25 protein-coding genes and 1 riboswitch are annotated in these 25,252 nt (G+C 65.0%); of the genes, 5 read left to right on the top strand and 20 right to left on the bottom strand.

Going from position 1 to position 25,252, the window contains the following annotated elements; genetic code table 11:
* Positions 1 to 16: 16 nt before the first annotated feature.
* On the bottom strand, positions 17 to 1,339 hold the full coding sequence (locus HNQ95_RS21900) for a tetratricopeptide repeat protein (RefSeq protein WP_210283836.1): 1,323 nt from the start codon (positions 1,337 to 1,339) through the stop codon (positions 17 to 19).
* 10 nt (positions 1,340 to 1,349) lie between these two features.
* Entirely contained in the window at positions 1,350 to 1,973 is a 624-nt protein-coding gene (locus tag HNQ95_RS21895) for a LysE family translocator (RefSeq protein WP_067957979.1), read from the bottom strand.
* Between the two features lie 179 nt (positions 1,974 to 2,152).
* Between HNQ95_RS21895 and HNQ95_RS21890 the strand changes: the two genes are divergently transcribed.
* From HNQ95_RS21890 to HNQ95_RS21880, 3 genes are all read left to right on the top strand, one after another.
* The gene (locus tag HNQ95_RS21890; protein WP_067957975.1) at positions 2,153 to 2,884 is read left to right on the top strand and encodes a L,D-transpeptidase; all 732 of its coding nucleotides are present in this window, start codon (positions 2,153 to 2,155) and stop codon (positions 2,882 to 2,884) included.
* Between the two features lie 154 nt (positions 2,885 to 3,038).
* Positions 3,039 to 4,205, top strand: a complete 1,167-nt coding sequence (locus HNQ95_RS21885; protein WP_067957972.1) for a diphosphate--fructose-6-phosphate 1-phosphotransferase — start codon at positions 3,039 to 3,041, stop codon at positions 4,203 to 4,205.
* Between the two features lie 50 nt (positions 4,206 to 4,255).
* Complete coding sequence (locus HNQ95_RS21880) at positions 4,256 to 4,927, top strand: MBL fold metallo-hydrolase (RefSeq protein ID WP_067966159.1); 672 nt, start codon at positions 4,256 to 4,258, stop codon at positions 4,925 to 4,927.
* A 234-nt stretch (positions 4,928 to 5,161) separates the two neighbouring features.
* Here the strand turns inward: HNQ95_RS21880 and HNQ95_RS21875 are convergent, their stop codons facing one another.
* Positions 5,162 to 6,610, bottom strand: a complete 1,449-nt coding sequence (locus tag HNQ95_RS21875; RefSeq protein ID WP_154386394.1) for an aldehyde dehydrogenase family protein — start codon at positions 6,608 to 6,610, stop codon at positions 5,162 to 5,164.
* Between the two features lie 293 nt (positions 6,611 to 6,903).
* Between HNQ95_RS21875 and HNQ95_RS21870 the strand changes: the two genes are divergently transcribed.
* Positions 6,904 to 8,148: a TCR/Tet family MFS transporter gene (locus tag HNQ95_RS21870; protein ID WP_182575225.1), complete on the top strand. Its 1,245-nt coding sequence runs from the start codon at positions 6,904 to 6,906 to the stop codon at positions 8,146 to 8,148.
* Between the two features lie 7 nt (positions 8,149 to 8,155).
* Here the strand turns inward: HNQ95_RS21870 and HNQ95_RS21865 are convergent, their stop codons facing one another.
* From HNQ95_RS21865 to HNQ95_RS21825, 9 genes are all read right to left on the bottom strand, one after another.
* Positions 8,156 to 9,151 carry an LLM class flavin-dependent oxidoreductase gene (locus HNQ95_RS21865; protein ID WP_182575226.1) on the bottom strand — a complete coding sequence of 332 codons (996 nt, stop codon included), beginning with the start codon at positions 9,149 to 9,151 and terminating at the stop codon, positions 8,156 to 8,158.
* Entirely contained in the window at positions 9,151 to 9,924 is a 774-nt protein-coding gene (locus tag HNQ95_RS21860; protein ID WP_067957960.1) for an ABC transporter ATP-binding protein, read from the bottom strand. Before HNQ95_RS21860 ends, HNQ95_RS21865 begins: the two co-directional genes overlap by 1 nt.
* On the bottom strand, positions 9,921 to 11,024 hold the full coding sequence (locus HNQ95_RS21855) for a FecCD family ABC transporter permease (protein WP_182575227.1): 1,104 nt from the start codon (positions 11,022 to 11,024) through the stop codon (positions 9,921 to 9,923). Before HNQ95_RS21855 ends, HNQ95_RS21860 begins: the two co-directional genes overlap by 4 nt.
* A 62-nt stretch (positions 11,025 to 11,086) precedes the next feature.
* On the bottom strand, positions 11,087 to 12,136 hold the full coding sequence (locus HNQ95_RS21850) for an ABC transporter substrate-binding protein (protein ID WP_067957954.1): 1,050 nt from the start codon (positions 12,134 to 12,136) through the stop codon (positions 11,087 to 11,089).
* Positions 12,137 to 12,404: 268 nt separating this feature from the next.
* Positions 12,405 to 12,594: riboswitch (cobalamin riboswitch) on the bottom strand.
* A gap of 120 nt (positions 12,595 to 12,714) precedes the next feature.
* Positions 12,715 to 14,196: a nucleotidyltransferase family protein gene (locus tag HNQ95_RS21845; RefSeq protein ID WP_154386391.1), complete on the bottom strand. Its 1,482-nt coding sequence runs from the start codon at positions 14,194 to 14,196 to the stop codon at positions 12,715 to 12,717.
* The gene (locus tag HNQ95_RS21840; protein WP_182575228.1) at positions 14,196 to 14,870 is read right to left on the bottom strand and encodes a glycosyltransferase family 2 protein; all 675 of its coding nucleotides are present in this window, start codon (positions 14,868 to 14,870) and stop codon (positions 14,196 to 14,198) included. Before HNQ95_RS21840 ends, HNQ95_RS21845 begins: the two co-directional genes overlap by 1 nt.
* A complete protein-coding gene (locus HNQ95_RS21835; RefSeq protein WP_067957945.1) occupies positions 14,867 to 15,628 on the bottom strand; it encodes a glycosyltransferase family 2 protein in 762 nt (253 codons plus the stop codon). The genes HNQ95_RS21840 and HNQ95_RS21835 overlap by 4 nt, the downstream gene beginning before the upstream one ends.
* Positions 15,625 to 16,677 carry a serine kinase gene (locus tag HNQ95_RS21830; RefSeq protein ID WP_154386389.1) on the bottom strand — a complete coding sequence of 351 codons (1,053 nt, stop codon included), beginning with the start codon at positions 16,675 to 16,677 and terminating at the stop codon, positions 15,625 to 15,627. Before HNQ95_RS21830 ends, HNQ95_RS21835 begins: the two co-directional genes overlap by 4 nt.
* Before the next feature lie 48 nt (positions 16,678 to 16,725).
* Positions 16,726 to 17,151, bottom strand: coding sequence for a PqqD family protein (locus tag HNQ95_RS21825; RefSeq protein WP_182575229.1), 426 nt, complete (start codon positions 17,149 to 17,151; stop codon positions 16,726 to 16,728).
* 425 nt (positions 17,152 to 17,576) lie between these two features.
* On the opposite strand from HNQ95_RS21825, the gene HNQ95_RS21820 reads away from it, so the two are divergent.
* Positions 17,577 to 18,464, top strand: a complete 888-nt coding sequence (locus tag HNQ95_RS21820; RefSeq protein ID WP_182575230.1) for a glycosyltransferase family protein — start codon at positions 17,577 to 17,579, stop codon at positions 18,462 to 18,464.
* 69 nt (positions 18,465 to 18,533) lie between these two features.
* On the opposite strand, the gene HNQ95_RS21815 is transcribed toward HNQ95_RS21820, so the two are convergent.
* The 8 genes from HNQ95_RS21815 to HNQ95_RS21780 form a co-directional block, all read right to left on the bottom strand.
* Complete coding sequence (locus HNQ95_RS21815; protein ID WP_182575231.1) at positions 18,534 to 19,262, bottom strand: lipase family alpha/beta hydrolase; 729 nt, start codon at positions 19,260 to 19,262, stop codon at positions 18,534 to 18,536.
* A 55-nt stretch (positions 19,263 to 19,317) separates the two neighbouring features.
* Positions 19,318 to 19,620 (bottom strand): hypothetical protein, encoded by a 303-nt coding sequence (locus HNQ95_RS21810; RefSeq protein WP_067957933.1) that lies wholly within the window; start codon positions 19,618 to 19,620, stop codon positions 19,318 to 19,320.
* Positions 19,621 to 19,717: 97 nt separating this feature from the next.
* On the bottom strand, positions 19,718 to 20,605 hold the full coding sequence (locus tag HNQ95_RS21805) for a DUF1684 domain-containing protein (RefSeq protein ID WP_246340922.1): 888 nt from the start codon (positions 20,603 to 20,605) through the stop codon (positions 19,718 to 19,720).
* A gap of 22 nt (positions 20,606 to 20,627) precedes the next feature.
* A complete protein-coding gene (locus HNQ95_RS21800) occupies positions 20,628 to 21,968 on the bottom strand; it encodes an acyl-CoA thioesterase/BAAT N-terminal domain-containing protein (RefSeq protein WP_154386385.1) in 1,341 nt (446 codons plus the stop codon).
* A gap of 37 nt (positions 21,969 to 22,005) precedes the next feature.
* Positions 22,006 to 22,920, bottom strand: a complete 915-nt coding sequence (locus tag HNQ95_RS21795) for an Ldh family oxidoreductase (protein ID WP_154386384.1) — start codon at positions 22,918 to 22,920, stop codon at positions 22,006 to 22,008.
* Positions 22,917 to 23,630, bottom strand: a complete 714-nt coding sequence (locus tag HNQ95_RS21790; RefSeq protein ID WP_154386383.1) for a GntR family transcriptional regulator — start codon at positions 23,628 to 23,630, stop codon at positions 22,917 to 22,919. The genes HNQ95_RS21795 and HNQ95_RS21790 overlap by 4 nt, the downstream gene beginning before the upstream one ends.
* A gap of 21 nt (positions 23,631 to 23,651) precedes the next feature.
* Entirely contained in the window at positions 23,652 to 24,467 is an 816-nt protein-coding gene (locus HNQ95_RS21785) for an ABC transporter permease (RefSeq protein ID WP_067957915.1), read from the bottom strand.
* On the bottom strand, positions 24,464 to 25,234 hold the full coding sequence (locus tag HNQ95_RS21780; RefSeq protein WP_067957912.1) for an ABC transporter ATP-binding protein: 771 nt from the start codon (positions 25,232 to 25,234) through the stop codon (positions 24,464 to 24,466). Before HNQ95_RS21780 ends, HNQ95_RS21785 begins: the two co-directional genes overlap by 4 nt.
* Positions 25,235 to 25,252 lie beyond the last annotated feature (18 nt).

Below are 25,252 nucleotides of genomic sequence, written 5' to 3'. Positions count from 1 at the left end.
GCGCTGTCAGCCCAGATCAGCCATGCGCGAGCAGCGCGGCGCGCTGGACGAACAGGCTCGAGAGCGGACTGGCCGGCCGCGCGTTGTTACGGGCGGAGGCAAGCTTCACGGCAAGCGCATCGTTGCCGTCGCGCAGGGCCGCCTCGATCAGCGTCAGTTCGATCACGTCGCGCTGGGCATGGCTGCCACCGAAACGGTGGGCGATGGTCCGGACAGGCTCGAGCAGCCGCACCGTCTCGCCATAACGCCCTTCCCCGAAGGCCTTGATCGCCAATGTGACGGGATGGCCGACATCCCGGGCGAATGCGGCGTTGTCATCGTCGCGGGCAATCGCCTCGCGCTGGGCATAGAGCATCGCCTTAGCCGGCGCTTCCAGCCCGGCGCCGACAAAGGCCATCATCGCGTGTGCATCGTTGAAGGCATAGTTGCCGGCCGCGGCCTTCGGTGCCCAGTTGGCGGCAAGGCTCGCCCAGCGCTCGCCGACATCGACACCGCCGAGATTGAGCCGCCACAGGATCGCCGAGGCATCGACCATGTTGAGCGCCAGCTTCGATTGCGCGCCGTAGATCGGTCCGTCATAAAGCGCCAGCACCTCGTCGGTCTCGCCGAGATCGTAGTGAAACAGCGCCAAGTGCCACCAGTTGTGGACCTGGAGAAAGCTCTCCTTCGTCCACGCGTCGGTGTTGCCGCGCATCCAGGCGATGCCATCGCGCTGGCGGCTCTGCATCTCCATCACATGCGCCACCGCATGCTGGGCCCAGCCGTCGCGCGGCTCGAGCTCGACCGCCTCGCGCCCCAACGCCTCGGCCCTGGCATAGTCGCCCATCTCCTCGAAACCGAAGGCCTGCATGCCGAGTATGGCGTGATAACCGGGCATGCCCATGCCCCATGACGATAGCGCCCTGGCGATACGATCGCGCAGCATCGGGGCGTTTCCGGTGAAGAAATCGATCTGGTGCCCGGCCTGCAACGCCAATGCATCGGTGGGATGCTCCGCCGTCAGCTCGCTGAGGATACGCCCGGCCTCATGCCAATGCCCGCTAGCGAGGCGTCCGAGAGCCGCGACATGGGCCTTTTCCCTCGCCGTCGCCGCGAGCCCTGCAGCCGCAGCGTGGCAATCCCGCGCCACCGCCATCGCCTCAAGTTCAGTGGAGAGGCCATAGAGCCAGCCCTTGAGTACATGCGCCATGGTAAAGTCGGGCGCGGTCGCGATCGCTTTGTCGACCGATCCGACCGGATCGCCGACAAAGCGCTGGAGTTCGCTCACCCCGCGCTCGTAGTGCGCAGCCGCCGCCGCATCGGCGCCGCTCAGCGCAAGCCCGAGCCCGTCCTTCACCATCACAGCTTCCTCAGTGCCCGGAGCGGGTGGCCGCAGCGGCAATGCCGGCGCCGACCAGAAGCGTGCCACCGGTACGGTTGAAAATGCGGATCGCGCGAGGATTGGACACGACACTTCGCGCCCGTGCAGCCACCAGCGCGTAGCCGAAGGCGTTGGCGAAGGCGAGCGTCAGGAAGGTCAGCTCGAAGATCACCATCTGCGTCCAGAAATCGCCGCTGCGGTCGAGGAACTGCGGCAGGAAGGCCACGAAAAAGGTGATGCTCTTGGGGTTCAGCGCGGTCACGATCCAGGCATGCGCCATCATCTTGGCGGCAGACGCGGCATCCGTGCGCGGTTTGGCGTCCAGCGTGCCACCGGCGCGGAACAGCTTGATGCCGAGATAGATCAGATAGGCGGCACCGATCCACTTGACGATGGTGAAGACTGTGGCGGACGCGGCAAGCAGCGCGCCGATGCCCAGCATTGACAGCGTCATGGCGGTGAAATCGCCCAGCGCCACGCCGACGGCCATCGGCAGTGCCGTGCGCCAGCCCTGGCCGAGCGCGTAGGATACGACGAGCAGGATCGTGGGCCCCGGGATGACGAGAAGCACCGCGGACGCGGCGGCAAAGGCGGCCCAGCTTTCAAACGACATGGCAACTCTCCCTCATTGGATGCGGGATCAAGCTCCGGCTCCGCGCCGATGTAAAGCCCTTAACGCGCGGCAGGCGGCGTTCATGCTTTTTCAACCATGAATGGTGAAAATACACGCGATCCACAGCCGGAGTTTCACTCCGGTGCCTGGCCGCCCCGCGTATAGAGTGGAATTGTGCCGTGTCGAAGTCGCCTGCTCCGAAGACCGAATTTTCGAAACTTGCCTCGCGTCGCAACGTGCTGTTCGGCCTCGGTGCCGCTGGCCTGGTCGCCGGCTGCAGCCGTGCCATGGACTTCGAGTTGCCGGCGATGGGCCTGGACAACACCGTCACCGGTTCGGTCCGCCCGCAGATCAGCGTCGACAAGCAGGTCACCAGCCCGAATGTGATGTATGCGTCCTTCACCGACGAAGGATTCCAGCTGCCGGAAATCCCCTTTGCCAAGGTCGATCCGAAATTCCGCCGCCAGATCGTCGTCGATCCGACCGGCGAAGCCCCCGGCACCATCGTCGTCAAGCTGCAGGAACGTTTCCTCTATCTTGTCCAGCCCGGCGGCGAAGCCATCCGCTACGGCGTCGGCATAGGTCGCGACGGCTTCCTGTGGAGCGGACGCGCCAACATCCAGTATGGCAAGAAGTGGCCGACCTGGACGCCGCCGCGCGAGATGATCGCGCGCAAGCCGGAGCTGGTGAAATGGGCCGGTGGCCAGCCAGGCGGCCTCGACAATCCACTCGGGGCGCGTGCCCTCTACATCTTCCAGAACGGCCAGGACACCGGCTACCGCGTCCATGGCTCGCCCGAATGGTGGACCATCGGCCAGGCGATGTCGTCGGGGTGTGTGCGCATGATCAACCAGGACGTCATTGACCTCTACAGCCGCGTCAACGGCAAGACGCCGATCGTCGTCGGCTAAAGCAGACGGCCGGAGCGGAAGCTCCGGCCCGCTCATCTCCGAAACCTTACGAACCGGTTGAATCTCCCATTGCGTCGCTTCGCCAGAAGGGCGAATGTGCCGGAAAACAGCGCCATTCCGACGGCGATTTCCGGCACCCTTGGGGAGGACGACCATGCCCTCGACATTCGTGATTGCGCAAGGCGGCGGACCGACCGCCGTCATCAACCAGACCATGGCGGGTGCCGTGCTCGAAATCCGCCGCCGCCATCCCAAGGCGCGGGTCCTCGGCTCGCGGCACGGCGTGCGCGGTATCCGCGACGGTGACTATGTCGACTTGACCGACATCCCTGAGGAGCAGTTGCTGCGCATCGCGGCGACCCCGGGCGCGGCCCTCGGCAGCACGCGCGACAAGCCTGATGCCGCCTATTGCGATCTCGTGCTCGAAGGCCTGAAGAAGGCCGATGCGCGCGCTTTCATCTATATTGGCGGCAACGACACCGCCGGCACCCAGCAGATCCTGACGGATGCGGCCCAGGGCAGTATCGCCTTCGTGCACGCGCCCAAGACCATCGACAACGACCTCAAGGAAAACGACCACACTCCGGGCTTCATTTCGGCGGCGGAATTCGTCGCCGGCGCCTTCCTCTCGGTCGATCTCGATTTCCGCGCCTTGCCCGGCATCTATGTCGGCATCGTCATGGGCCGTCATGCCGGCTTCCTGACCGCCGCCGCCGCCGCATGGCGCGACGAAGACACCGATGGGCCGCACCTGATCTACGTTCCGGAGCGTGCCTTCTCCGTGCCGCGCTTCATCGACGAGGTGAAGGAGACGCTGGCCCGCCATCGTCGTTGCGTCGTTGCGGTTTCCGAAGGCGTCAGCACCGCCGACGGCAAGGCGTTGGTCGAGAGCATCGTGCCTGCCGACAAGCTTGAGCGCGACGCCCATGGCAACATCAAGCTTTCGGGCAGCGACCTGAGCCGCGCCTTCGAGAACGCGCTCGCCGAAGGCCTGCCGGGCAAGCGCGCCCGTGTCGACGCGCTCGGTTACATGCCGCGCGGCTACATCGGCGCGGTCAATGCCGTCGACGCGCAGGAGGCCTTCGACGCCGGCGTCTTCGCCGTCGATGCGGCCGACAAGGGCGGCGGCTCGGTGGCGCTGAAATATGAGGGCGGCAAGACCGTGTTGAAGCTGGTGCCGCTGGCCAATGTCGCCGGCAAGACCCGGCACATGCCCGACGACTACATGTTGCCAGACGTCAACCATCTGTCCGAAAAGGGCATGGACTATCTCAGGCGGTTGGTGCCCGGCCGCTTCAAGATCGGCAGGCCCTTCGTGTGAAGCCCCGTCCCGGCTGGTTTTCGAGAACCATCGTCGACGCGACGACGACGATGCTGAGCGAGCCCTTCGTCACTGACTATTGTCGCGCCAATATGTGGCTGGTGCGCGGCCGCGACCTCGACATGCTTGTCGACACCGGCATGGGCATCTGTGCGCTCGCACCCGAAATCGACATCACGCCGGGCAAGCCGCTGCTCGCCGTAGCAACCCACGTGCATCTCGACCATGTCGGTTCGCTGCACGAATTTGCCTGGCGTGCCGGCCCCCGCGTCGAAGCGGAATTCTTCGCGACGATGCCCGACGAGGCCACCTATGCCAATATGTTCCGCAATTTTCCCGGCGCGGTTTCGGAACTGCCCTGGCCCGGCTGGAGCTCCGCCGACTATGCCATTGTGCCTGCGCCGCTTGACCGCCTGCTTGAAGAGGGCGATGTCATCGAGCTTGGCGATCGCAGCTTTACCGTGCTGCATCTGCCCGGCCATTCGCCCGGTTCGATCGGCCTGTTCGACTGCCATGACGGCACGCTGTTCTCGGGCGACGCCATCCATTGTGGGCTTCTGGTCGACGACATGCCGGATTCCGACCGCACCGCCTATTGTGCCACCATGCGGCGCCTCATCGATCTGCCGGTAAGCATCGCCCATGGCGGCCACGCCGACAGCATCGATGGCACAAGGATGCGTAAGATTGCCATGGAATATTTGAGGCGGAACGGGGGTTAAGAGAGGCGGTTTCGCTTGAAGCCCCTCTCCGTGTCGGGCTTCGCCCGAGCCACCTTTTCCCCACTCCGTGAGGGAGAGGAAACGCCAATCACGCAGGCCCTAGCGAAATTGACTGGTCTGCACAGGTAGAGTGCGACCTCGCAGAAACTTGGGTTCCTCGCCCCCACAACGTGGGGGAGAGGTGGCACGGCGAAGCCGTGACGGAGAGGGGGAACCTCTTGAGACGAAAAGAGATCAGCCCAGACCTTCCTCGAACCCGCTGATCGCCTTGACCTCGAGGAAATCCTCGATGCCCCATTTGCCGCCCTCGCGGCCGAGGCCGGACTGCTTGTAGCCGCCGAAGGGGCTGCCATAGGGGCGGTCGGTGCCGTTGATCTGCACCATGCCGGCACGGAGCTTGCGCGCCACGCGTTGGGCGCGCGCCTTGTCGCCGGTCTGGACATAGGCCGACAGGCCGTAGGGCGTATCGTTGGCGATGGCGATGGCTTCCTCTTCCGTTTCGAACGGGATCATCGCCACGACAGGGCCGAAAATCTCCTCGCGGGCGATGCGCATGTCGTTGTTGGCGTCGGCAAACACCGTCGGGCGTACATAATAGCCGCGGTTGAAACCTTCGGGCCGACCGAGGCCGCCGGCAACGACACGCGCGCCCTCCTTGATACCGGCATCGATCATGCCCTGTACCTTTTCGAACTGTACGTCGGACGACAGCGGGCCGATGTGGTCGCCATCCTCGGCCGGGTTGCCGACCTTGACGGTAGCGGCATATTTCGCCGCGATGTCGACCGCCTTGGCATAGACCGGGCGCTGCACCAGCATACGTGTCGGGGCGTTGCAGGACTGGCCGGTATTCTCGAAGCAATGCGCCAGCCCACGCGTCACCGCGTCGGTGAGGTCAGCGTCGTCGAAGACGATGTTGGGCGACTTGCCGCCCAGTTCCAGCGCCACGCGCTTGACCGTCTCGGCGGAAGCCTTGGTCACGGCCACGCCCGCGCGGGTCGAACCGGTGAAGGACATCATGTCGATGCCGGGATGGCGCGACATCGCCTCGCCGACTGTCGGCCCGTCGCCATTGACCATGTTGAAGACACCGGCCGGGAAGCCTGCTTCCTCCATCATCTCGGCAAACACGATCGACGACATCGGCGCGATCTCAGACGGCTTCAGCACCACCGTGCAGCCGGCTGCCAGCGCCGGCACGACCTTCAACGCCACCTGGTTCATCGGCCAGTTCCACGGCGTGATCAGCCCGCAGACACCGATCGGCTCGCGCACGATGCGCTCCTGCGGGTTCTTGTCGTTGAGCGGCTCCTCGAATTCGAAGCTTTTCAGCACCTCGATGAAGCTCTTGATGTGGCCCGAGCCGCTGGCTGCCTGCTGTTCCAGCGCCAGCTTGATCGGCGCGCCCATCTCCCAGGAAATCGCCTGGGCCATGTCTCGCACTCGCCTGTTGTAGGCGGCGAGCAGCTTTTCCAAGAGCGCGATACGTTGTTCGCGGCTTGTGGCGCTCCACGCCGGGAAGGCGCGCTGCGCTGCGGCAACCGCCTTGTCGACGTCGGCGGCGGATCCCAGCGAGATCACCGCGAAGGGCTGCTCGTCGGCCGGGTTGATGACGTCGAGCTCTTTGGCGACCGTCGGCGCGACCCACTTTCCGTCGATGAAGAAATCCGTCTTGCGCAGCATGGCAGGCTCCTTGGTGCATGGGGATCATGCACGGTTTCACAATGCTACAGCGTCCTTTGCGCACCCAATTCGACGCGCGGCGCAGTAGTGTCGGCAGTCTTGTAGAACGGCGCGCGGCGCGCCCGTGTCTCGAATCCGACCGCATTTGTAGGTCGGCTTTTTCAAGGCGTGAAGACTTGGTTCAGCGCTTCGGTGCTCTTGCCCCAATGTCAGTAGGTTTGGACAATATACGCCGCCACGGCTGGATCGCGCGTCAGGTTGTTTTATAAGGCACGTCCATCGAGGCCACCATCATGTCCATCACAGCGTCGCGGCGCCAGGCGGCAATCGCCTTCATCTTCGTCACCGCCGTTCTCGACATCGTCGCCATGGGCATCATCATTCCGGTGCTGCCTTCGCTGATCGAGGAGTTCGCCGGGTCCAACGCCGATGCTGGCTGGATCAACGGTGTCTTCATCGCGCTGTGGGCTTTCATGCAGTTCGTCTGCTCGCCGATCATCGGCTCGCTGTCCGACCGCTATGGTCGCCGTCCCGTCATCCTTTTGTCGACGGCGGGCCTTGCCGCCGATTACGTGCTGATGGCACTGGCGCCGAACCTGTGGTGGCTGGCGCTTGGCCGCATCGTCGCCGGCATCACCTCGTCGAGCTTCACAACCGTCTTCGCCTATATGGCCGACATTACCCCGCCCGAGGGCCGCGCCCGCGCCTACGGCCTGATCGGTGCTGCCTTCAGCGCCGGTTTCGTCGCCGGTCCGCTGATGGGCGGCTTCCTCGGCGAGATCTCGCCACGCGCGCCGTTCTGGGTGGCGGCGGCAATGAGTGGGCTCGCGTTCCTCTATGGTGCCTTCGTGCTGCCGGAATCTCTGCCGCGCGAAAAGCGCATGTCGTTTTCCTGGCGCCGCGCCAATCCTTTCGGCGCGATGATGCTGCTGCGTTCGCACCCTGAGCTCACCGGGCTCGCCGCAGTGACCTTCCTGCTGCATTTCGCCCATCACGTCTTTTCGGCGGTGTTCGTGCTCTATGCCACCTATCGCTACAACTGGCATGCCTGGGAGGTCGGCACGCTGCTGGCAATGGTCGGGGTGCTCGACATGATCGTCCAGGGTCTGATCGTCGGCCCGACCGTCAAGCGCTTTGGCGATCGCGCTACGATGGTGTTCGGCCTGTTTGCCGGCGCCTTCGGCATCGCCTGCATGGGCCTTGCGCCTACGGGATTCTGGTTCTCGCTGGCGATCATTCCGAACGCGCTCTGGGGCCTCGCCATGCCGACGACGCAGTCGCTGATGACCCAGCGCGTTTCCGAATTCGAGCAGGGCCAGTTGCAAGGCGCCAACATGAGCGTGGCGAGCATCGCCGGCGTCGCCTCGCCGCTGTTCTTCGGCGCGGTCTATGCCTGGACGGTGCGCGACGGCACGCCGCTGCCCTATCCCGGCCTCGCCTTCTACCTCGCGGCGGTCGTGCTTTTCGGCGCGGCCCTGCTGGGCTGGGTGGTGGCGCGCAAGGCAGACCGTGCCGATGCGGCCGACAAGGCCGCCTGAGACGCGCTCAGGCGGGCCGCAAGGCTGGCAGCACCTCGCGTCCGAAAAACTCCATGTCGGCGAGCGCCGCCGCCATGTCGACGATGCCGTTGCCGTTGAAGACCAGGCGCATGGCATCGATACCCGTAACTGCCGCCAGCGCCTTGAGCTGCGCCACACAATCGTCCGGCGAGCCTGCAATCACCTGCCGCGCCATGGCCGTCTGCCGGTCGGGCATCACGATCTGGTCAGTAGACCGCCCTGCGGCCTTTGCCGACGCAACCCGACGTTCGAACAGCCGCGGCACGAGCTCGTCGAGCTTGCCCATCGCCTGCACCGTCGTCGGAGCGATGCAGACATAGCGAGACAGTTGCGACGCCCGCAGACGGCAGGCATGGCCCTCCTCCTCGAGGATTGCCTGGTAGGTGGCAAGCTGCCCGACTTCAGGCGGATCGAGACTGAGCAGCAACGGCAATCCCTCGCGGGCGGCGAAGCCAAGCGTGTCGCGCGAGGTGCCGGCGACATAGACCGGTACCGTCTCGCCTGGAAGAAGCGGTCCAACCGAAACCTCCGAAGCCGGCCAGCACGCGCCCTCTTCGATCCTTGCGCCTGATGTCCAGGCATCGCGCATGATCCGGTAGGAGTCCTCGAAACGAGCCCTGGTGCTCTCGGCGGCGATGCCCAGCGCGGCAAGCGTCGCCGGATGTGTGCCACGGCCGATGCCCAGGTCGATGCGGCCGCCGCTCTGCCAGTGCAACTGTGCCACCTCCTCAGCCAAGAGGAATGGATGGTATAGCGGCGTCACCACGATGGAGGTGCCGCCCCGCAGGTGCTGCGTCCGGGCAAGGATGGCGGAGGCGAGGATCAAGGTCGACGGATAAGCCTGCGGCGGGTTCTGGAAATGAAACTCGTTGAACCAGATGCCGTCGAAGCCCATGCGCTCGACGTCTTCGCAGAGCCGCAACACCGAAGCGTGGCTCTGGGCCCTTCCCCCTCGCGCAAAGCCTGAAATGTCGAGCCGCATCAGGTCAGCTCGTGCGGGGCAAAAACGGGAATGTCGCGCAGCAGCCCGATCTCTACATTGACGCCATAGACGTCGCGCACCGTCTGTTCGGTCAACGTGCTCCGCCAGTTGCCATGGCCGACAACGGCGCCCTTGTCGAGCAGGAGCAGGCTGTCGGAAAAGCGGGCGGCGAGCGACAGGTCATGAATGGCGACCAGTGCCGTCACACCTCGTTCGCGCGCGATCTCGGCCACCACGCGCAGGGTGAATAGCTGGTTGCCGATATCGAGCGCGCTCGTCGGCTCGTCGAGCACCAGCACCTCGGTCTCCTGCGCCAGGGCACGCGCAAGCATCACACGCTGGCGTTCGCCGCCGCTGAGCTCCGACATCGGACGGAAGGCGAAATCCTCGAGGCGCAGCCGCCTGAGCATGTCCTCGACGACGGCGAGATCACCACGGCTCGGGCTCGCCCCCATATGCGGTGTGCGACCGAGCAGGCAGGTCTCGAACACCGTCGCTGGAAAGCTGAGCGGCGAGGATTGCGGCACATAGGCGATCCGGCGGGCGCGGACTTTGGGCGACATTGCGCGGATGTCGTGGCCGTCGAGCAGGATCCGCCCCGACGACGGCGTGGCAAGGCCGAGCACGGTCCGCACCAGGGTCGACTTGCCGGCACCATTGGGGCCGATGAGGCCGAGTATGTCGCCCTTCGTCAGCCCGACCGAGACCTCGCGCAGCACGGGGCGGCTGCCATAACCGAAGCTGACCTTGTCGACGGAAAGATAGTCGCTCATGAAAAATACTCCGAGCGCCTGGACAGGATCAGGTGCAGGAACAGCGGCACGCCGACGAAGGCGACGACGATGCCGACCGGAATGACTGTCGGGCTGAACGCCATGCGCCCGACAGTGTCGGCCAGAAGCAGCAGCATGGCGCCGCAGATCGCCGAAAACGGGATGAGATGGCGATGGTCGCTGCCGATCAGCAGCCGGGCGACATGCGGCCCGATCAACCCGACAAAGCCGATCACGCCGGTGAAGCTGATGACCACCGCCGAGACCACCACCGACAGCACGACGGCGATGCCGCGCAGCAGCGCGACATTGATGCCGAGCGAACGCGAAACGTCGTCGCCGGCGCTCGTCAACGCGTTGAATTGCCAGGCCCGCGACTGCGCCAGCGGCAGGGCGACCAGCAGTGCCGCACCAGAGACGGCAACCGCATCCCAGCCGATGCCGTTCAGGCTGCCGAACGTCCAGTGCACGACCCGGGCCAGTTGCTCCTGGGTGGCGACGAACTGCACGGCTGCAGTCATGGCGCTGAACAGGTACATCAGGGCAATGCCGGTCAACACCATCGTCTGTGCCCCCATGCCGCGCAGCCAGGCCATGGAGAACACCAGCACGGCGCAGCCGAGCGCGAACAGAAATGCCGTCAGCGGCACGAAATAGAGCCCGGCGGCGCTGAAGCCTATGCCGAACATGATGGCGATCGAGGCACCGAAGGCCGCCGCCGAGGACACGCCGATCGTGTAGGGGCTAACCAGCGGATTGCGGGTGATCGCCTGCATCAAAACACCGGCGAATGCCAGTGACCCACCGGCTACCATGGCCATGACGACGCGCGGCAGGCGCAGATAAACGAGCACCCGCGCCTGCTGCGGATCGACCTCGGCGACGAAATGGCCGAACGAGACCTTTTGCAGGATGACCATGAGCAGCGTCACCAGCCCCGTCTCGGCGATGCCGACGATGGCAACGCCGCCGGCGACGAGCAGCAGCACAAGCAGCGACCACAAGATGACAGCCGCCTTGCGATAGCCAGCTCGGCGGTAGAGGCTGGAAATGCCGTCGGATTGGCCACGCGCCAAACCGGCACTGCTTGCGATGTCCATGGTCTAAGGCTCCGGATTGAGAGGGTACGCCGCCGCCTGACGGGCGGCGGCGTGCTGGTCGATCAGTTGGAGGCTGTGCCCTGGTAGGTCATGCCGCCCTGGAACGGCAGCCCCTGGTAGATCTCGATCCATTCCTTCATCGCAGCCTCGGGATCGACGTCGGTGAAGAGGTCGGGATAGAGCCACTTGGCGACCTGCAGCGCGCCGGTGACCTTGGACGAGCCGCCGGCGAGGTAGTAGTTGATCAGGCGGACATCGCCCGCCTGCCCTGCCGGCGTGCCTGATATTTCCTCGCGCGCGACGATCGCCCTCCAGCTCTCGGCGAATTTTGCCTCCGGGATGGTCTGGTAGGAGCCGGGCTGCAGCTTGATCACCAGGTCGGGCTTGCGCGCGATGATCTCCTCGGGATCGACGGTGAAGCTGTTTTCGTTGCCGCGCGACGACGGCTCCTTCTTGATGTCGATGTCGCCGAAGACATTGGTGCCGCCGCCGGCCTCGATCATGTCGTGCCAGCCTGAGCCGGGCGTGACGGTCACGAGATCACGGACCTCTTCAAGATAAACCTTCTTACGCTCGACGCCCTTCAGACGCTCGGCCAGCAGGTCCATGTACTTGGTGTAGTAGGCGTTCAGCGCATCGGCTTTTTCCTTCTCGTCGAACAGCTTGCCGAACAATGTCACGTTTTCGACATGCTGCAGCGTGTCCCAGGCGGTGACGACCAGCACCGGAATGTCGAAGGCTTCGAGCTGCTTGGCTGCCTCCTCATAGACGCCGTTGCGAGGGATGATGACCAGGTCCGGCTTGAGCGCAACGATCGCCTCGTAATTGGGCTGCGTCTGGCCTTGGCCGACAATGTCGGCTTCCTTGAACTGCGGCCAGTAGGTCGGATCCCGCATCGTGCTGGCATCGACGCCAACGACCTTGTCGATGGCGCCAATGGCGCGGGCGAACTCGACCGCGTAGCGGTTGAAGATCACCGCCCGCTTGATCGGCAGTTCCAGCTCGACCGTTCGGCCGGCATCGTCCGTGAAGCTATCCGCGGCCGCCGGCGCAAGGCCAATGGCGGATGCCGCGGCGAGCCCGAGCCAAAGGATCCAATGTCTGATGTTCATGATCTCTCCTTGCTTGAAAGGGGTGCGCAACGCCTGGCGTTGCCATGCCCGGAAGGCGTCCGGGACAATAGGTAGAGGCGCGATGCCACGGCAGCAGGCGACGAATGCGTCCGCCCAAACTTTCGATATTCTGGGGAAACCGTTCTTCCCGACATCGCCGCGCCAACCTCTGACTGCCCTGGCGGGGATGCGGAAATGCAGACCTGGCAAAAGCCGCAAACGGGCTTCCGGACGGGAACCGGCATTCCTGTGGCACACCCCGACCACGGAATCTCACTCTGTCAGGCAGGTCTCCTGGCTCGCGGGTCCTAGCCTTGTCGCCCGTCTTCCCGGCACGAATGCCAGTGACACAGGGGCAATAGGCTCACCGCTTACAGTTGCGGGACAGCTCCGGTTTCGCACCGGATTCCCTCTTAGCTTCCACCTCGCGGCGGAAGACCATGACGGCGCCAACCTATCGACGGCCAAGGTAAAGTCAAGTTGCCATCCGGGACTATACAGGGCGGCATTTGCCTGAGCCGCGACGATGCTGAGACCAGGTTGCGCGGAACTGCAGGCAGCGCAAACTGTTCTCCGGCTCAGCGAGCCGGCGAAACGGTCACCGAGACGATCTGGAACGGCACCGCACCATAGGTGGCGACCGTCTGCTCATGCTCCCACGCGCGGAACTGTCGCGACGGCCGCGCCGACAGCACCAACGCGCCATCCGCCTGGTCCGGCCGGATGGTACCGCGAAACCGCAAGGTCAGCCGGCCGCCTGATTTACCCAGCTTGCGATAGCGCAACCGCGCGAAATGGCATTCGCCGCCATTCAGCTCCATCTCGATGCGACGGCGCACCGGCGGCACGTCCAGCCGCACGACAATGTCGATCTCGGCAGGCGCACCGCCAACTGCCGCCGGCGGCAACGGCACCTGCTGCGCCAGTGCCGGGGTGACCTGCCCCGCACCATCGCCCGCCTGTGTGCGCCGACCGTGCCAGACGACGCCGGGCAGCTCGCGCTCACGGACAGCGCGTTTCTTGCGCATGCGCAACTGCTTGGCGACACCGCGTGACAGCCAGGTCAGACCCTTGAAGTCGGTCCGCGGCTTGGCCTGCAGCAAGGCAGCGATACGGGCGGCGCCGGCGCGATCGGCCATGTCGACCACCTGCTCCAGCACATCGTCGGGAACCGGCACCGACATCTCTGCTTTCAGATAGCTCAGCGCCACCGCCGTCGGCACGGCAAGGTGCCTGCGGGCGACGACGTCGCAAAGCACGGCCCAGTCGACGCCGCCGGCGCGGATCGCCGAGGCCGTGTCGACCAGCCAGTCGCTGTGGGTATGAGCGTCGAGGCCGCCATGGCCGATCGCCAGCGTCACCCGGTCGGCGGTCGAAGGGACCAGCACGTCGAGACTGGTGAAGGAGGCCGGCGTGGCGCGCTGCCAAACCGCAGCGTCGTCCGCCTCATCTGCCTGCGACCAGTCATAAGCGACCTGGTGCAGATCGATGTCGCCATAGCTGCCCTTGAAGAAATTCATCGACCGCACCGCAGCTAACCGCGGCTTGAGATATTGGGGACTGACCCCTGTCGACACCTGCCAGTCGCCATGACGCAGCATGTCGAAGGCGGCCACCATGTGCTCGGGGTGCACAAGGATGTCGATGTCGTGCGCCACCCGGCCGCGCTGTGCCGCCGGCTCCACCGCGATGCGGCTCGCGCCCTTGAGCAGCATGATCGGCACGCCGGCCGCGACGATGGCCCTCAGTGCGGGCTCGGCCTCGCGCATGGCAAGCCGCGACTTGGTCCACAGCATCTTCTGCAGGCCAGCGAGACGCGGATAGGCGGGATGCATCGCCAGCGCCTTGCCGAACCGGTCGGCGATCGCGGCAAGCAGCCTGTGCTCGCGGAACTCGACGGCATCGATGTCGTTGGCATCGAGCCACCGCAAGGCCTGCGTCTGCGCGACCGCATGGTCCGGCAACAGCACCGCCTTGAGCAACTGGTCGAGACCGTTGGTTGGCCATGCCCAGCCATAGTCGGGGAAGCGCCGGCCGATGCGGCGTGACGTGGATGCCATCAGCCCTGTCCGGCGTTCTTGAGCTTGCGCCGCAGCATGGCCATTCTTGCGACCTCGAGATAGCTACGGTCGCGCTCGGGATCGCGGCCGTAGGACATGCTTCCCGGCAGGATCCGGCGCAGGGCCAGGACCTCATCGATCATGCCGAGCTGGTGGCCGTCTTCGCGGGCCCGGCCAAGCCAGTCGACCATTTCACCGCGGTTGCCTGGCGGGTCGATCACCGGGCCGACGGAAAGCGCCACCTGGCTACGGAACAACATCGTCGTGCGCGACCAGCCGGGCGTCACCTTGCCGGTGCCATCGTCTGGTTCGCCATGCCGAAAGGTTCGCCACTGCGTGAACACGGCAGCCAGCTGCGGCGCCTCTTCCAGCCTGCGAAACTGACGCTCGATCTTGTCGCCAAGCCACAGATCGTCGGCGTCGACAGTTGCAATGAAGGGCGCCCTGGCCAGCGCGAAGCCGCGCGTCGTGGCACTGCCCGGTCCGGAGTTGTCCTGCCTGACATATCGGACCGGAACGCCCGATTGCCGCGTCACCGCCTCGGTCTCGTCGGTCGAGCCGTCATCGACGACGATGATCTCGGCAGGCGGCACTGTCTGCGCGGCAACCGAGCGCAGCGTCTCGGCGATCGTGCGGGCCGCGTTCCAGGCGGGAATGACGACGCTGTAGCTCATGACCGCAGCGGCGCCCCATCGCCCGACGGATGCGCCACCTGGATGAAACCTCTGAGGTCGCCGAGCGTCGGGTCGGCCTTGCGGCGGCGCATCGATTTCTGCATCGCCTTGAGGAACTCCCGCCGCGACTCGGCGACGTTCCGGGTCAGATTGTGTTCATGGCGGCGGTAGTAGAGCGCGATCGTGTCGGGAAAGACAAATCGCGCCCTCTGCTCGAAGATGCGAAACAGGAAGTCGGTGTCCTCTGCCTGCGCCAGCTCCTCGTCGAAATCGCCGATCCGCGCGATCAGGCTGCGCCGATAGATGCCGGCCGACAGATGCACGCCGCGAAAGATGCGGTCGTCGCATCCTGCAACCGGCTCGAGCGTCTCGTCGTCGATCTGGTCGACCATGCGCATGTAGGAATAGGTGAGTTCGAGCGCCGGATCGGTCTTGAAATAGGCAAGGTCGGCGGCAAAGCGCCCGGCGGGTGAGATGTCGTCGGAATCGATGAAGGAGACGAACTCGGTGTCGTCAGAGAGCCGGCGCAGGCCGGCATTGCGCGCCTTGGTCACGCCTGAATTGGCTTGTGAGAACAGGCGGATCGGCGCGCCGTCGGCGATGAATGACCGCACAGCCGCCACGGTACCGTCGACCGAGCCGTCGTCGATGACGATGATGTCGAGCTGCGCGGCGTCGCTCTGTCGCAAAACCGAGCGCAGCGCCGAGCCGATGTAGCTCTCGCGGTTGTAGACGGGCAGCACGATGCCCAGCTTCATGAATTGCCCCTATCCAGAAACGCGGCGATCGTCTCCGCGATCTCGTTGCCGCGCGTGCCCAGTGTCAAAGTGTAGCACGGCAACCGACGTGTCAGCTCGCCAAAGAAACGAAATCCGCTTTCGCGTTCGCCCGGCATCTGCGCGATGCCGGACGGCGCCAGCGCCATAAGCGCGTCCTTGCGCGAAAGCGGCGTGATGGTGCTTTGCGCGGCGCCCGATATCTGCGGCACAAGCAGCGCCACGATGTCGAGTTCACTGGCGACGCCACGCGGGCAAAGATCCTGGACCCTGAACTGGTACTTGCCTTGCCAGTTGAGGAGGCCTGGATCGGGCAACAGCCGAGCTAGCCCAAGTCGGTCGAAACCCGCCTGGTCCTGCTTCAGCGTCGTGAACAATGGGCGCGCCAGCGAACGGTCACCGTCGAATTCGACCAGCACGTAGTCGTCACCGACGCTGTCGAGCCCGGCAAGCAGGCCCGAGGCGACCGTGCCCGACTTGCCGGCGCCGCCGGCCCCGGCCAGCAGCACGCCCCTGCCGCCCTTGCCGAGCGTTCCGGCATGCGTGAGGCGCATGCCGCGCGCCGCATATTCCCAATGCAGGAAGCAGCGCAGCGGGGCACCGAACTCCCATGGCGGGCAGCCGTCGGCGGACCGCATGAGCTGCACGCCCAGCCGCTTTTCGACATCGTAGAACTGCCAGTAGCTGAGGTCGTGGAAGTAATGGCCGCGCAGGCCGTTGGCTTCGAGCCGCTCGGAAAACATGTTCGGATGAAACAGCGCCTCGCCCCACAACGCCGGCTGCGGAATCGAGCCAATGCCAGGGTGGGCGAGAAAAATCCGCCCCGGCGTCGCCGGTCGTCCGGCAGCTATCTCTGCAACCATGCCATGGCCAAGCGCCCTCGCCAGTTCGCCGTGATCGGAAAACACGTCGATCGCCAGGCCGGGCAGCTCGACCCGGCTTTTCCCGGGAAAGGCATCGGCATTCGCCTCGCAGGCGGCGAGGAGCTCGCGCGCATAGTCGGCAAGATCGTCAAGGGTTACACGTCGCATCGGAACCTGAAGGCAGCAAGTGGTATCGAAATGCGCCGGAAACCGGCGCTACTGCTTCACCGCCGGCCAGCCGGCAGGCTCGTCGACGTCGTGGATCGGGTCGACCATCACCAGGTCGGCGAGCTCGTCGTGCATGTCGATCTTGAGCGCCTCGCGGGCCGCCGCCAGGCGCTGCGCGAGCTCGGGCGACAATGCGGCCGATGCCATGCCGGTCGCAGGCGAAAGCAGTCCATACTCGTTCAGCCTGGCAATGAAAGCATCCAGGTCGGCGGCGGAAAGCTGTCCGCTGCCGCAGGTGCGGCCGACCAGACTTGCCGGCGGAACCTGTGCGATCAGCGCTTCCCATACACAGCTGCCGCTGTCGGAGAAGCCGAAATACCTGCCGCTGGCGAGGTCGAGAACGACCGCGTCACCATCGAACGTCTCATAGACGATGTCGTTGCCCGAGACCGCGTAAATTGTCGAATACCCCACGCCTGCCCTACCCCTAGGTTTTTTCCCGGCAAACTGCTTATCAAGCAAATGCACATATAAGCAACAGCTGCGGGCCGGGATATCTATAGGGTTGCATTGCAAAACGCAATACTCGCGTCCAGATTGTTTTTGGTGGCAATTTTCGGCACCTCTCCGTGGCCCTTCTCTGTCGGGTGGTTCCCATGCGATAGGTGAGCCTTGGATGGGCACGGCTTGTGGGCAACATGCGACTGAAGAACAAGCTGAGGCTAGCTTACCGAACCCGAATCCACGCCGGACCCGGCTTTGCACCTGATGCAGCGACAAGGGCTGGAGCAGAACTCAGGATGGCAGCGGGGCGGCTCGACGACGGCTCGTGCCCCGTATTTACCTCCTCGATGCTCAATCACGCGCCACTCGGCGTTGCGAACTATCTTGGATCTCGCTTGGCCGCCCGCCCTGCCCTGTTTCTCGTCTGGTTCACTTGGGCGATGCGCAAGGAGCGGCAGGTCCTGCGGACGCTGACCGCTGAGCGGCTCTATCGCCGCCGCTTTCCCGAGCATCGCTTCGTCTTCATGTGCAACGAACTCGAGGAAGTCGCGCTATTTCGCGAGAATGGACTGAACGCGCTGTTCTGCAGCCACAATGCCCTGGCCGACGAACAGACGTTCAAGCCCGTATCTGGTGTCGAGAACACCTACGATGCCTTCTACAACGCCATGATCAGTCCCTGGAAACGCCGTCACCTGGCCCGGTTGGTGCCAAGCGCCGCGCACGTCTTCTACGAATCGCGCCTCACCGGACGACAGAAGACCGCCGATCTGCTCGACGAGCTCAAGCGCATGATGCCAGCGCATCACTTTCTCAACCCGCACGATGGCCACCGCATCGAGAAGCTCGATTGGCGGGCGATCAATTCGGTCATGGCGGCAAGCGCCACCGGCCTGTGCCTGTCGGCGGAAGAAGGCGCGATGTATGCCAGCATCGAATACCTGCTTGCCGGGCTGCCCGTCGTCTCGACGCCCTCGATCGGCGGCCGCCATATCTTCGGCGACCCCGAGACATGGCTGACAGTGGAACCCACTGAAGAAGCGGTTCGCGACGGCGTCGCTCAGATGAAAGCGCGGAACGTGCCGCGCGAGCGCGTCCGCGCCGTCACGCTTGCCAAGGTCCACGAACATCGCAAGCGGCTGCGCGCCTGCGTCCTGGTGGAGACCGATGGCCGGGTCGACCTGCCTGACGACTATGGCCACGCCGTCTATCGCCGTCTCAACAACTGGCAGCGCGGGCTCGATTTCGAGCGCATGCTCATCGACGACTACCACAGCGAGTGACGCCGATGCGGCACTTCCTGCCAGCTGTTCAGGACTTTTGCAGCAACCAACTCGCCGGGCCTTCCCCGCTCAGTTGCCCAGCCCGCGCCGCAGCAGTTCGCCCAATGTCAGCTGGTGGTCGAACCGTCCGTCGCGCAGGAAGTTGATCGTCTGGGCGATGACCAGCGGATTGTTCATCATGAAGGTGTGGGTGGTCGGCAGCACGATGTGGTCGACCATGCCGGCGAGCCTGGTGCTTTCCACCGACACCTTGCCGTCATTGGGCCCGTCGAACATCGTCGACAGGATCGGGTTCACGCTGCGGTCACCGGCGATGATGCCGACCTCGAAATCCGCAGCACCGAGCTGGTTCGGAACGCTGTCCGGCCCCGTGCCGAGCTGCATGCCGGCGGGGCCATTGAGCATCTCGAACAACTTGAGGCCGCCGAGCGTGTCGACGACCTCGGAGCCGTGGTTGGGCGGCGCAAGCATCACCACCCGGCCGAGATTTGGCGGCCGGTTGTCCTTCAGCCAGGCCCGGAGCAGGATACCGCCCATCGAATGGGTGACGAAGTTGACCCTGGCTGCCGGACCGCACTTTGCCGCCGACGCACCGACATGGGCGATCAACTGCCCGATTGGCGCCTCGACCGAAGGATAAGTGTCGCTGACGACGGCGTAGTCGAGTTTGGTGAATGTCTCTTCCATCAGCAGGAAGGACACGTCGGAGCGCGCGAGGCCATGCAGCAGCACGACGCAGTCTTGCGCAAAGGCGGCCGACGACACAAGCGACAACAACAGGGCAGACAACAGTCGCATGCGTGAAGCTAGACCGGATTGCCCGATAGCCTCAAGGACGAGATCATGAGCCGCCTCAGGGAACGTCGTCGCTGGCGGCAGGCCCGCCCTCGCCCTCGAGCATCGACAGTCTTTTGGTCACCGACCGGCTGAACTTCAGGCGCACGCCCGCGCCATTGCCGCCCTCCTCGGGGATGAAGACGGCGCCGTAATGTTCCAATGCCGCCTGAAGCGCGCCAATGGCGGCATCGTCCGGGATGCCGGTCTTGCGTTCGAAGGCCTCGATATCGGCCTCGTCGACGCTGGAGGCCACAGCCAGTCTTTGCCGGCTGATTTCCACCAGCGCACGCGCCGCCCTGCACATCGCTCCCGTCATCATCGCCCGCGCCTCCTGTCGAAACAGAAGTGATTGCAAATGGCGAGGTGTCTGTCACCCCACCACATCGGGAACCGCACGCGTGAGCGGCAAATGCCTGTCAGGCGGCGTCTGTGCCAGCCTGATAGGTCATCGTCCTGACCACGTCCCGCGCCGGGCGCTTTTCACCGGCGAGAACCTCGAAATCGAGCTGGTTCTCGCGCGGGACCAGCGGACAGGTGACGAAGTTGGTGAAGGCGCATGGCAGCGCCACCGCATAGTTGAAATCGATCCAGTCGATGCGGCTGTTGGTGCCGTCGGTGAACTGCAGTTCGATGACGCGGCCGGCACCGTAGGTGACGGGGCCACTGGTCTTGTCGCGGACGTGGGCCACCGGCTGCACGCCCGTTGCCGTGTCCTTGCCGATCAGCTCGATGGTATAGCTCTTGCCATTGTGCTCGAAGGTGAAGGTGCCGATCCGCGGCGTCGATTCACGCACACCGGCTTCGACGGTTTCCGCCTCGTATTCGGTGATATCAGTCGGCGTGTAGACGCCGGGAATACGCCATGCTGGATCGTAGTCGAATGCGGAAACGCCCGCCTCCTCCACCGTCGTCGCCACGCGCGGATCGCGCACGCGCACACCATAAAGCGACTTGCCGTCATTCCTGCTGCGCAGGATAGCTTCGACCTCGTTGACACCGAAATAGACGGGCTCGCTTTTGCCGTGGCCATAGGTCTGGTTGCGGCCCGGAATGATCTCGATCGGCTCGGTCGGATAGGTGCCATTGACGGAGAGGTTCGGCCCCGAAGCGGGCGGGGTGAACATGACCTTGGTGTCCTCGACCGACCAGGTTCCGGGGAGCAGGTCGAAGCTGACGTCCTTGTCGCCGGCTTCCAGCCAGTACTGGGCGACCAGCGAGGTCCAGCCATAAGGCCGGAACATCTTGGCGACATGAGCGTAGCGCCATTCGCGCCACTGGCCTTCCAAATGTTCTCTTGTGGGCATGTTCGTCTCCCTTTCGAAGAATTCAGCTTTTTGCGTGGGCATTCTGGTGGGTGGCGGCCCCGGTGATCTCGTCCAGGAAGGCGAGCATGCCGCGCCAAGAGCCGGTGTCGGCCCTCGAGTTGCCGGAGGGCGTGCCGCCATTGGTGTAAGGGACCTTCGACACCGGATGCAGGCGACTGATCTGGGTCGACGGCACAATCGGCAGGTTGATGGCGTGACCGGCATCGTCGAAATCGAGATGCCTGACCAGATGACGATGGTCGTGCTTCCGCAAGGCCGAAGCGACCATGCGGGAATAGAGGCTGGACGGCCAGGCGCGGTCGTCACGGCCCGAGATCAGCAGCACCGGACCCGCAATGTTCTCGACTGGAATGCGCGCGCGGGCCGCAAGCTTGGTGTCCTTCAAGCCTTCGAAGAAGACCGAGTGATGCCGGCTGGGCGGAGCCTCGCCGGCCCAGGGATGCCAGTGCACGGCGGCATTGTCCTGCCACAGATGGGGCAGCGGAACGCCGCCCCTTGTCCAGGTCGTGCCTTGCCAGCCGCCACGTGCCGGATCGCCCGCGCCCTGGGCGCCATGGACCACAGCACCTGGCACGAAAGCAATCACGGCGGAGACCAGTTCAGGGAACGTGGCGCCGAGCAGCAGCGCGAGTTCGCCGCCGCGCGACTGGCCGCTGACAGCAACGAAGCCGTCTTTCGGCTGGAGCTCTCGACGCGCCCAGCGCAGGCCGGCCTCGAGATATTCGAGCGGTGTTTCGGTGATGAAGGGCGACAACCCCGGCGCCTTGAAGTAGCCGAGCGCAAAGGCCTGGTAACCACGGGACGCAAGCAGTGCTGCGCGCGGTTCGTTAATGCCGCCGCCCGAGCCGTTGAGCACCATGACGACCGGATGCGGTCCCGGCCCGGCGGGCGTGAACAGCGTGCCGACCAATCCGTCGTCGCGGATCTCGCATCGCTCCACTCCAGGCGCGGCGAAAGCCTGAAAAAGCCTGGCCTCGGCCCGCACGCCACCGGCGGTTTCGGCTGTCAGCGTCGTCGCCATGGGCTGCATGATATCGTCGGCGAAGAGCTCGGCGCTGGTGCTGTCGACCGGCTGCTGGCTCCAGATCAGGCCCATGGCTGCAACTTCGGCATAGTCTCCGCCGACCGGCGCGTCGCGGGCCAGGTCGACCACGCCGTCGGCGTCCGCCAAGAAGGTCGCCTGGCTCATCCAGGTCACGCCATGCGCCCGCTCGGTGCGGGCAGAGACGGCGACGAGTTCGTCAGGGACGAGGCCGGAGACGACGATCTGCCGCGGCTCGTCGATCAGGCCGTCCAAGACATCGATGGAAAAGACAGGTGCTGAAACGGGCTTTGTGGTCATCTGGCTTACAAACTCTGCATCTGGTTGACCGGCGTGGTCATCGGCCTGGCTGGATCGTCATGCGGGCGAGAGAGGTGTCGAGACGCTGGACGAAATCGTCGTCCAGCACGGCCTCGGGTGCCGCGCGGCCGCCACGCGGCCAGTGACCGCCGCCCTCGATCCAGTCGCCCTTCAGCCCGGCCAGCCTGGCTTGCCAGTCGATGCCTTCACCCGCGCGTGACGGATCGAAGGCAAGCAGGAACACGCCCCGGCCTTTCGGATCTCCCCTGCCGCCACCCGCGACGCCGGCCATGAGCTCGACCACCAATCCGAGCAGCGAGCCGATCTGGCCGCCACGCGGCAGCAATGCCGCAACCTCGGCGGCGATTCTGGTCGGCCGTCCTTCGCCATCCAGGGCGATCCCCTCAGGCAAGGGCGCGCCCGAAGCACGGGCGTTGCGGATATCGGCCATGGTTGCCGTGCTGGTGGCGACATCGATGACGACGCGTTCGGAACCCTGCCCTATGGCAAGCGCCAGCGGATTGGTGCCGATCACCGGACGGGTACCGCCATGTGGCGCGACGAAAGGCGGGCCTTCCGCACCGGCGATGCCGAGCAGGCCGCCATCTGCGAGATGGCGAACAAAGGGTGCGAGCCGGCCAAAGCCCCTGACACCGCGCAGGAACACCGCGGCGACGCCGAACTGCCTGGCGGCCTCGGCAAGGTCGAGCGTGGCGCTGGCGACCGCCAGCGGTGCAAAGCATGAGGCACAGTCGAGCCAGCCTATGGCCTGCGAGCTCTCGCGTGCCGGCACCGGCGCTGCATCGACAGTCCATTCGTCGAGCATGGCGATGCCGAAACGCGGCAGGCCGAGAGCATCGGCCTCGACCAGCGCCGAAGCCGCGAGCTGCGCTGCCGGGCCGCCGCCAAGTGCTGCCGCCAACCGGCCGGCCGCATCAGGGATCGCGATCATTCGGCCGGGCTCCGCGCTGCGCCGCCAAGCTGGATCTCGCTTGCCGAGAGGTAGCCCAGCGTCATCAGACGCTCGATCAGGAACTCCCTGGAGTGCTTGATATGGGCGAACTCTATCGCCGCGGCCCGCTCGCCGTCGCCGGCCGCAATCGCATCGACCAGTGCCGTGTGCTCGTCGGAATGCTCGCCTGCCTTGACGGTGAAATCGATGGCAAAGCGCAGCAGGCGTTCGAGCTCGTCGAACAGGGTCTCCGAAAGCGCGACGACACGCTTGTTGCGGCTGCAGCGGGCAATGGCGAGGTGAAAGCGCCGAGCCACCTGCTGCATGGTGCCGATATCCATCGGCTGGGCATATTCCCTCACGATCTGGCGCAGCAGCGCGATTTCCGCCGGCGTGGCGTAACGTGCCGCCTGCCGCGCGGCATGCGGTCCGATCGCGGCGCGCATGTCGAGGATGTCGTGCACCGCCTGGAAGGTGATGGGAGCGACGCGATAGCCGCTGCGCGGCAGGATCGTAACCAGTCCATCGGCGGCAAGCTTCTGCATGGCATCGCGCACTGGCGTCTTCGACACCTCGTACTTGCCGGCGATTGAGGCAGCATCAAGCGTCGTCCCCGGCACGATCTCGCAACGCATGATCTCCTGGCGGAGCGCCAGATAGATGCGCTCGGAAACGGGTGCATTCACGGTGGGGTCGGCGTCGACGATCATGAGCTTGTGCTCCTCAGCCCCTCAGTGTTTTGCCCAGGGCACGAAACGCCGTTCCAGCGCCTCGAGCGCGAGAATGGTGAGATAACCCAGGGCCGAGATCACCACGATGCCGACGAACATGCGCGACACCGCAAAGGTCTGCCACGACGCCCAGATGAAGAAGCCGACGCCGCTGCGCGCGCCAAGGAATTCCGCCGCCGCGATGATGATGTAGGACGACCCCGCGGCCAGCCGGAGCCCGGTGAAGATGTTGGGCAGAGCCGACGGCAGTGCAATGCGGAAAAATGTCTGGAAGCGCGTAGCGCCGGCGTTCTTGGCAACGTCGAGATAGATCTGCGGCGTCTGCATCACCCCGCCCATCGTGTTGTAGAGCAAGAGGAAGAACACGCCGATGGCGATGACGACGAATTTCGAGGCGTCTCCGACGCCGAAGATCAACAGGATCAGCGGCAAAATGGCGATCTTCGGCACCGGATAGAGTGCGGCGAAGATCGGCCCGAGCACCCGCCGCGCCGGCTGCGACAGGCCGAGGATCAGGCCGAGCAGAATGCCCGGTACGGCACCCATGACATAGCCGACCGAGACGCGGCGCAGCGTGGCACCGATATGGTCGAAAATTTCGAAGCTGGCGATCATCTGCCAGGCGGTGCCGGCAATGGCACTCGGCGGGGGGAAGAAGCGCCGGTCGATGACATTGAGCTGCGAGGCGATCTCCCATAGCAACAACAACAGGATCGGGCTGAAATAGGAGATGGTGCGGAACAGCCGCTCACGCTGGGCCGGAGCCTTGAGCTGGCGGATCTGTTCTTCGGTCAGCTTTGCGGTGATGAGGCTCATGCGTGGCGCTCCGGCGAAGTTGAGGCCAACAGCCGCCAGACCTCATAGGTGAGGTCCCAGAAACGCTTGTCGCGGCGCATCTCTACGACGTCGCGCGGCCGGTCGAAGGGGACAGTGAGATCGGCGATAATGGTGCCGGGGCGCGGCGACATCACCAACACCCGGTCGGCCAGTGTCAGCGCTTCGTCGACGCTGTGGGTGATGAACACGACGGTCTTGCCCGTCGTCTCCCAGATGCGCAGCAATTCCTGCTGCAGCACCAGCCGCGTCTGTTCGTCGAGTGCGCCGAACGGCTCGTCCATCAACAGGATCTCGCGGTCGTCGACAAGCGCGCGCGCCACCGAGACGCGCTGCTTCATGCCGCCGGACAGCCGGTGCGGCAGCGCATCGGCAAAGTCGGTCAGCCCGGTCAGTTCGAGCAGTTCGTCGACGCGCATCCGCCGCTTTTCGGCAGAAACGCCCTTCAGGCTGAGCGGAAAGCCGACATTCTCGCGCACGGTGAGCCAGGGCAGCACCGACGCCTCCTGGAACACCATCGCTGGCGGGTTTTCGCTCCGCATGTCGATGCTGCCGCCGAGCTTGCTTTCAAGCCCGGCGAGGATGCGCAGCACCGTCGTCTTGCCGCAGCCGCTGGGACCGACGATGCAGACGAATTCGCCGCGCTTGACCTCGAACTCGACCTCGTAGGCAGCGACGGTCGTGCGGTCGCTGTCGGCGTCGTAGAAGGCCTTGGTGAGGTTGCGCACCTCGATCGCCGTTTCGCTCATCGTACCCGCCCCTTGCGG

Source organism: Aminobacter ciceronei (genome assembly GCF_014138625.1).
Taxonomy (GTDB): Bacteria; Pseudomonadota; Alphaproteobacteria; order Rhizobiales; family Rhizobiaceae; genus Aminobacter; species Aminobacter ciceronei.
The sequence above is the reverse complement of the archived record's forward strand: the minus strand, read 5'-3'. Positions and strand labels throughout refer to the sequence as shown.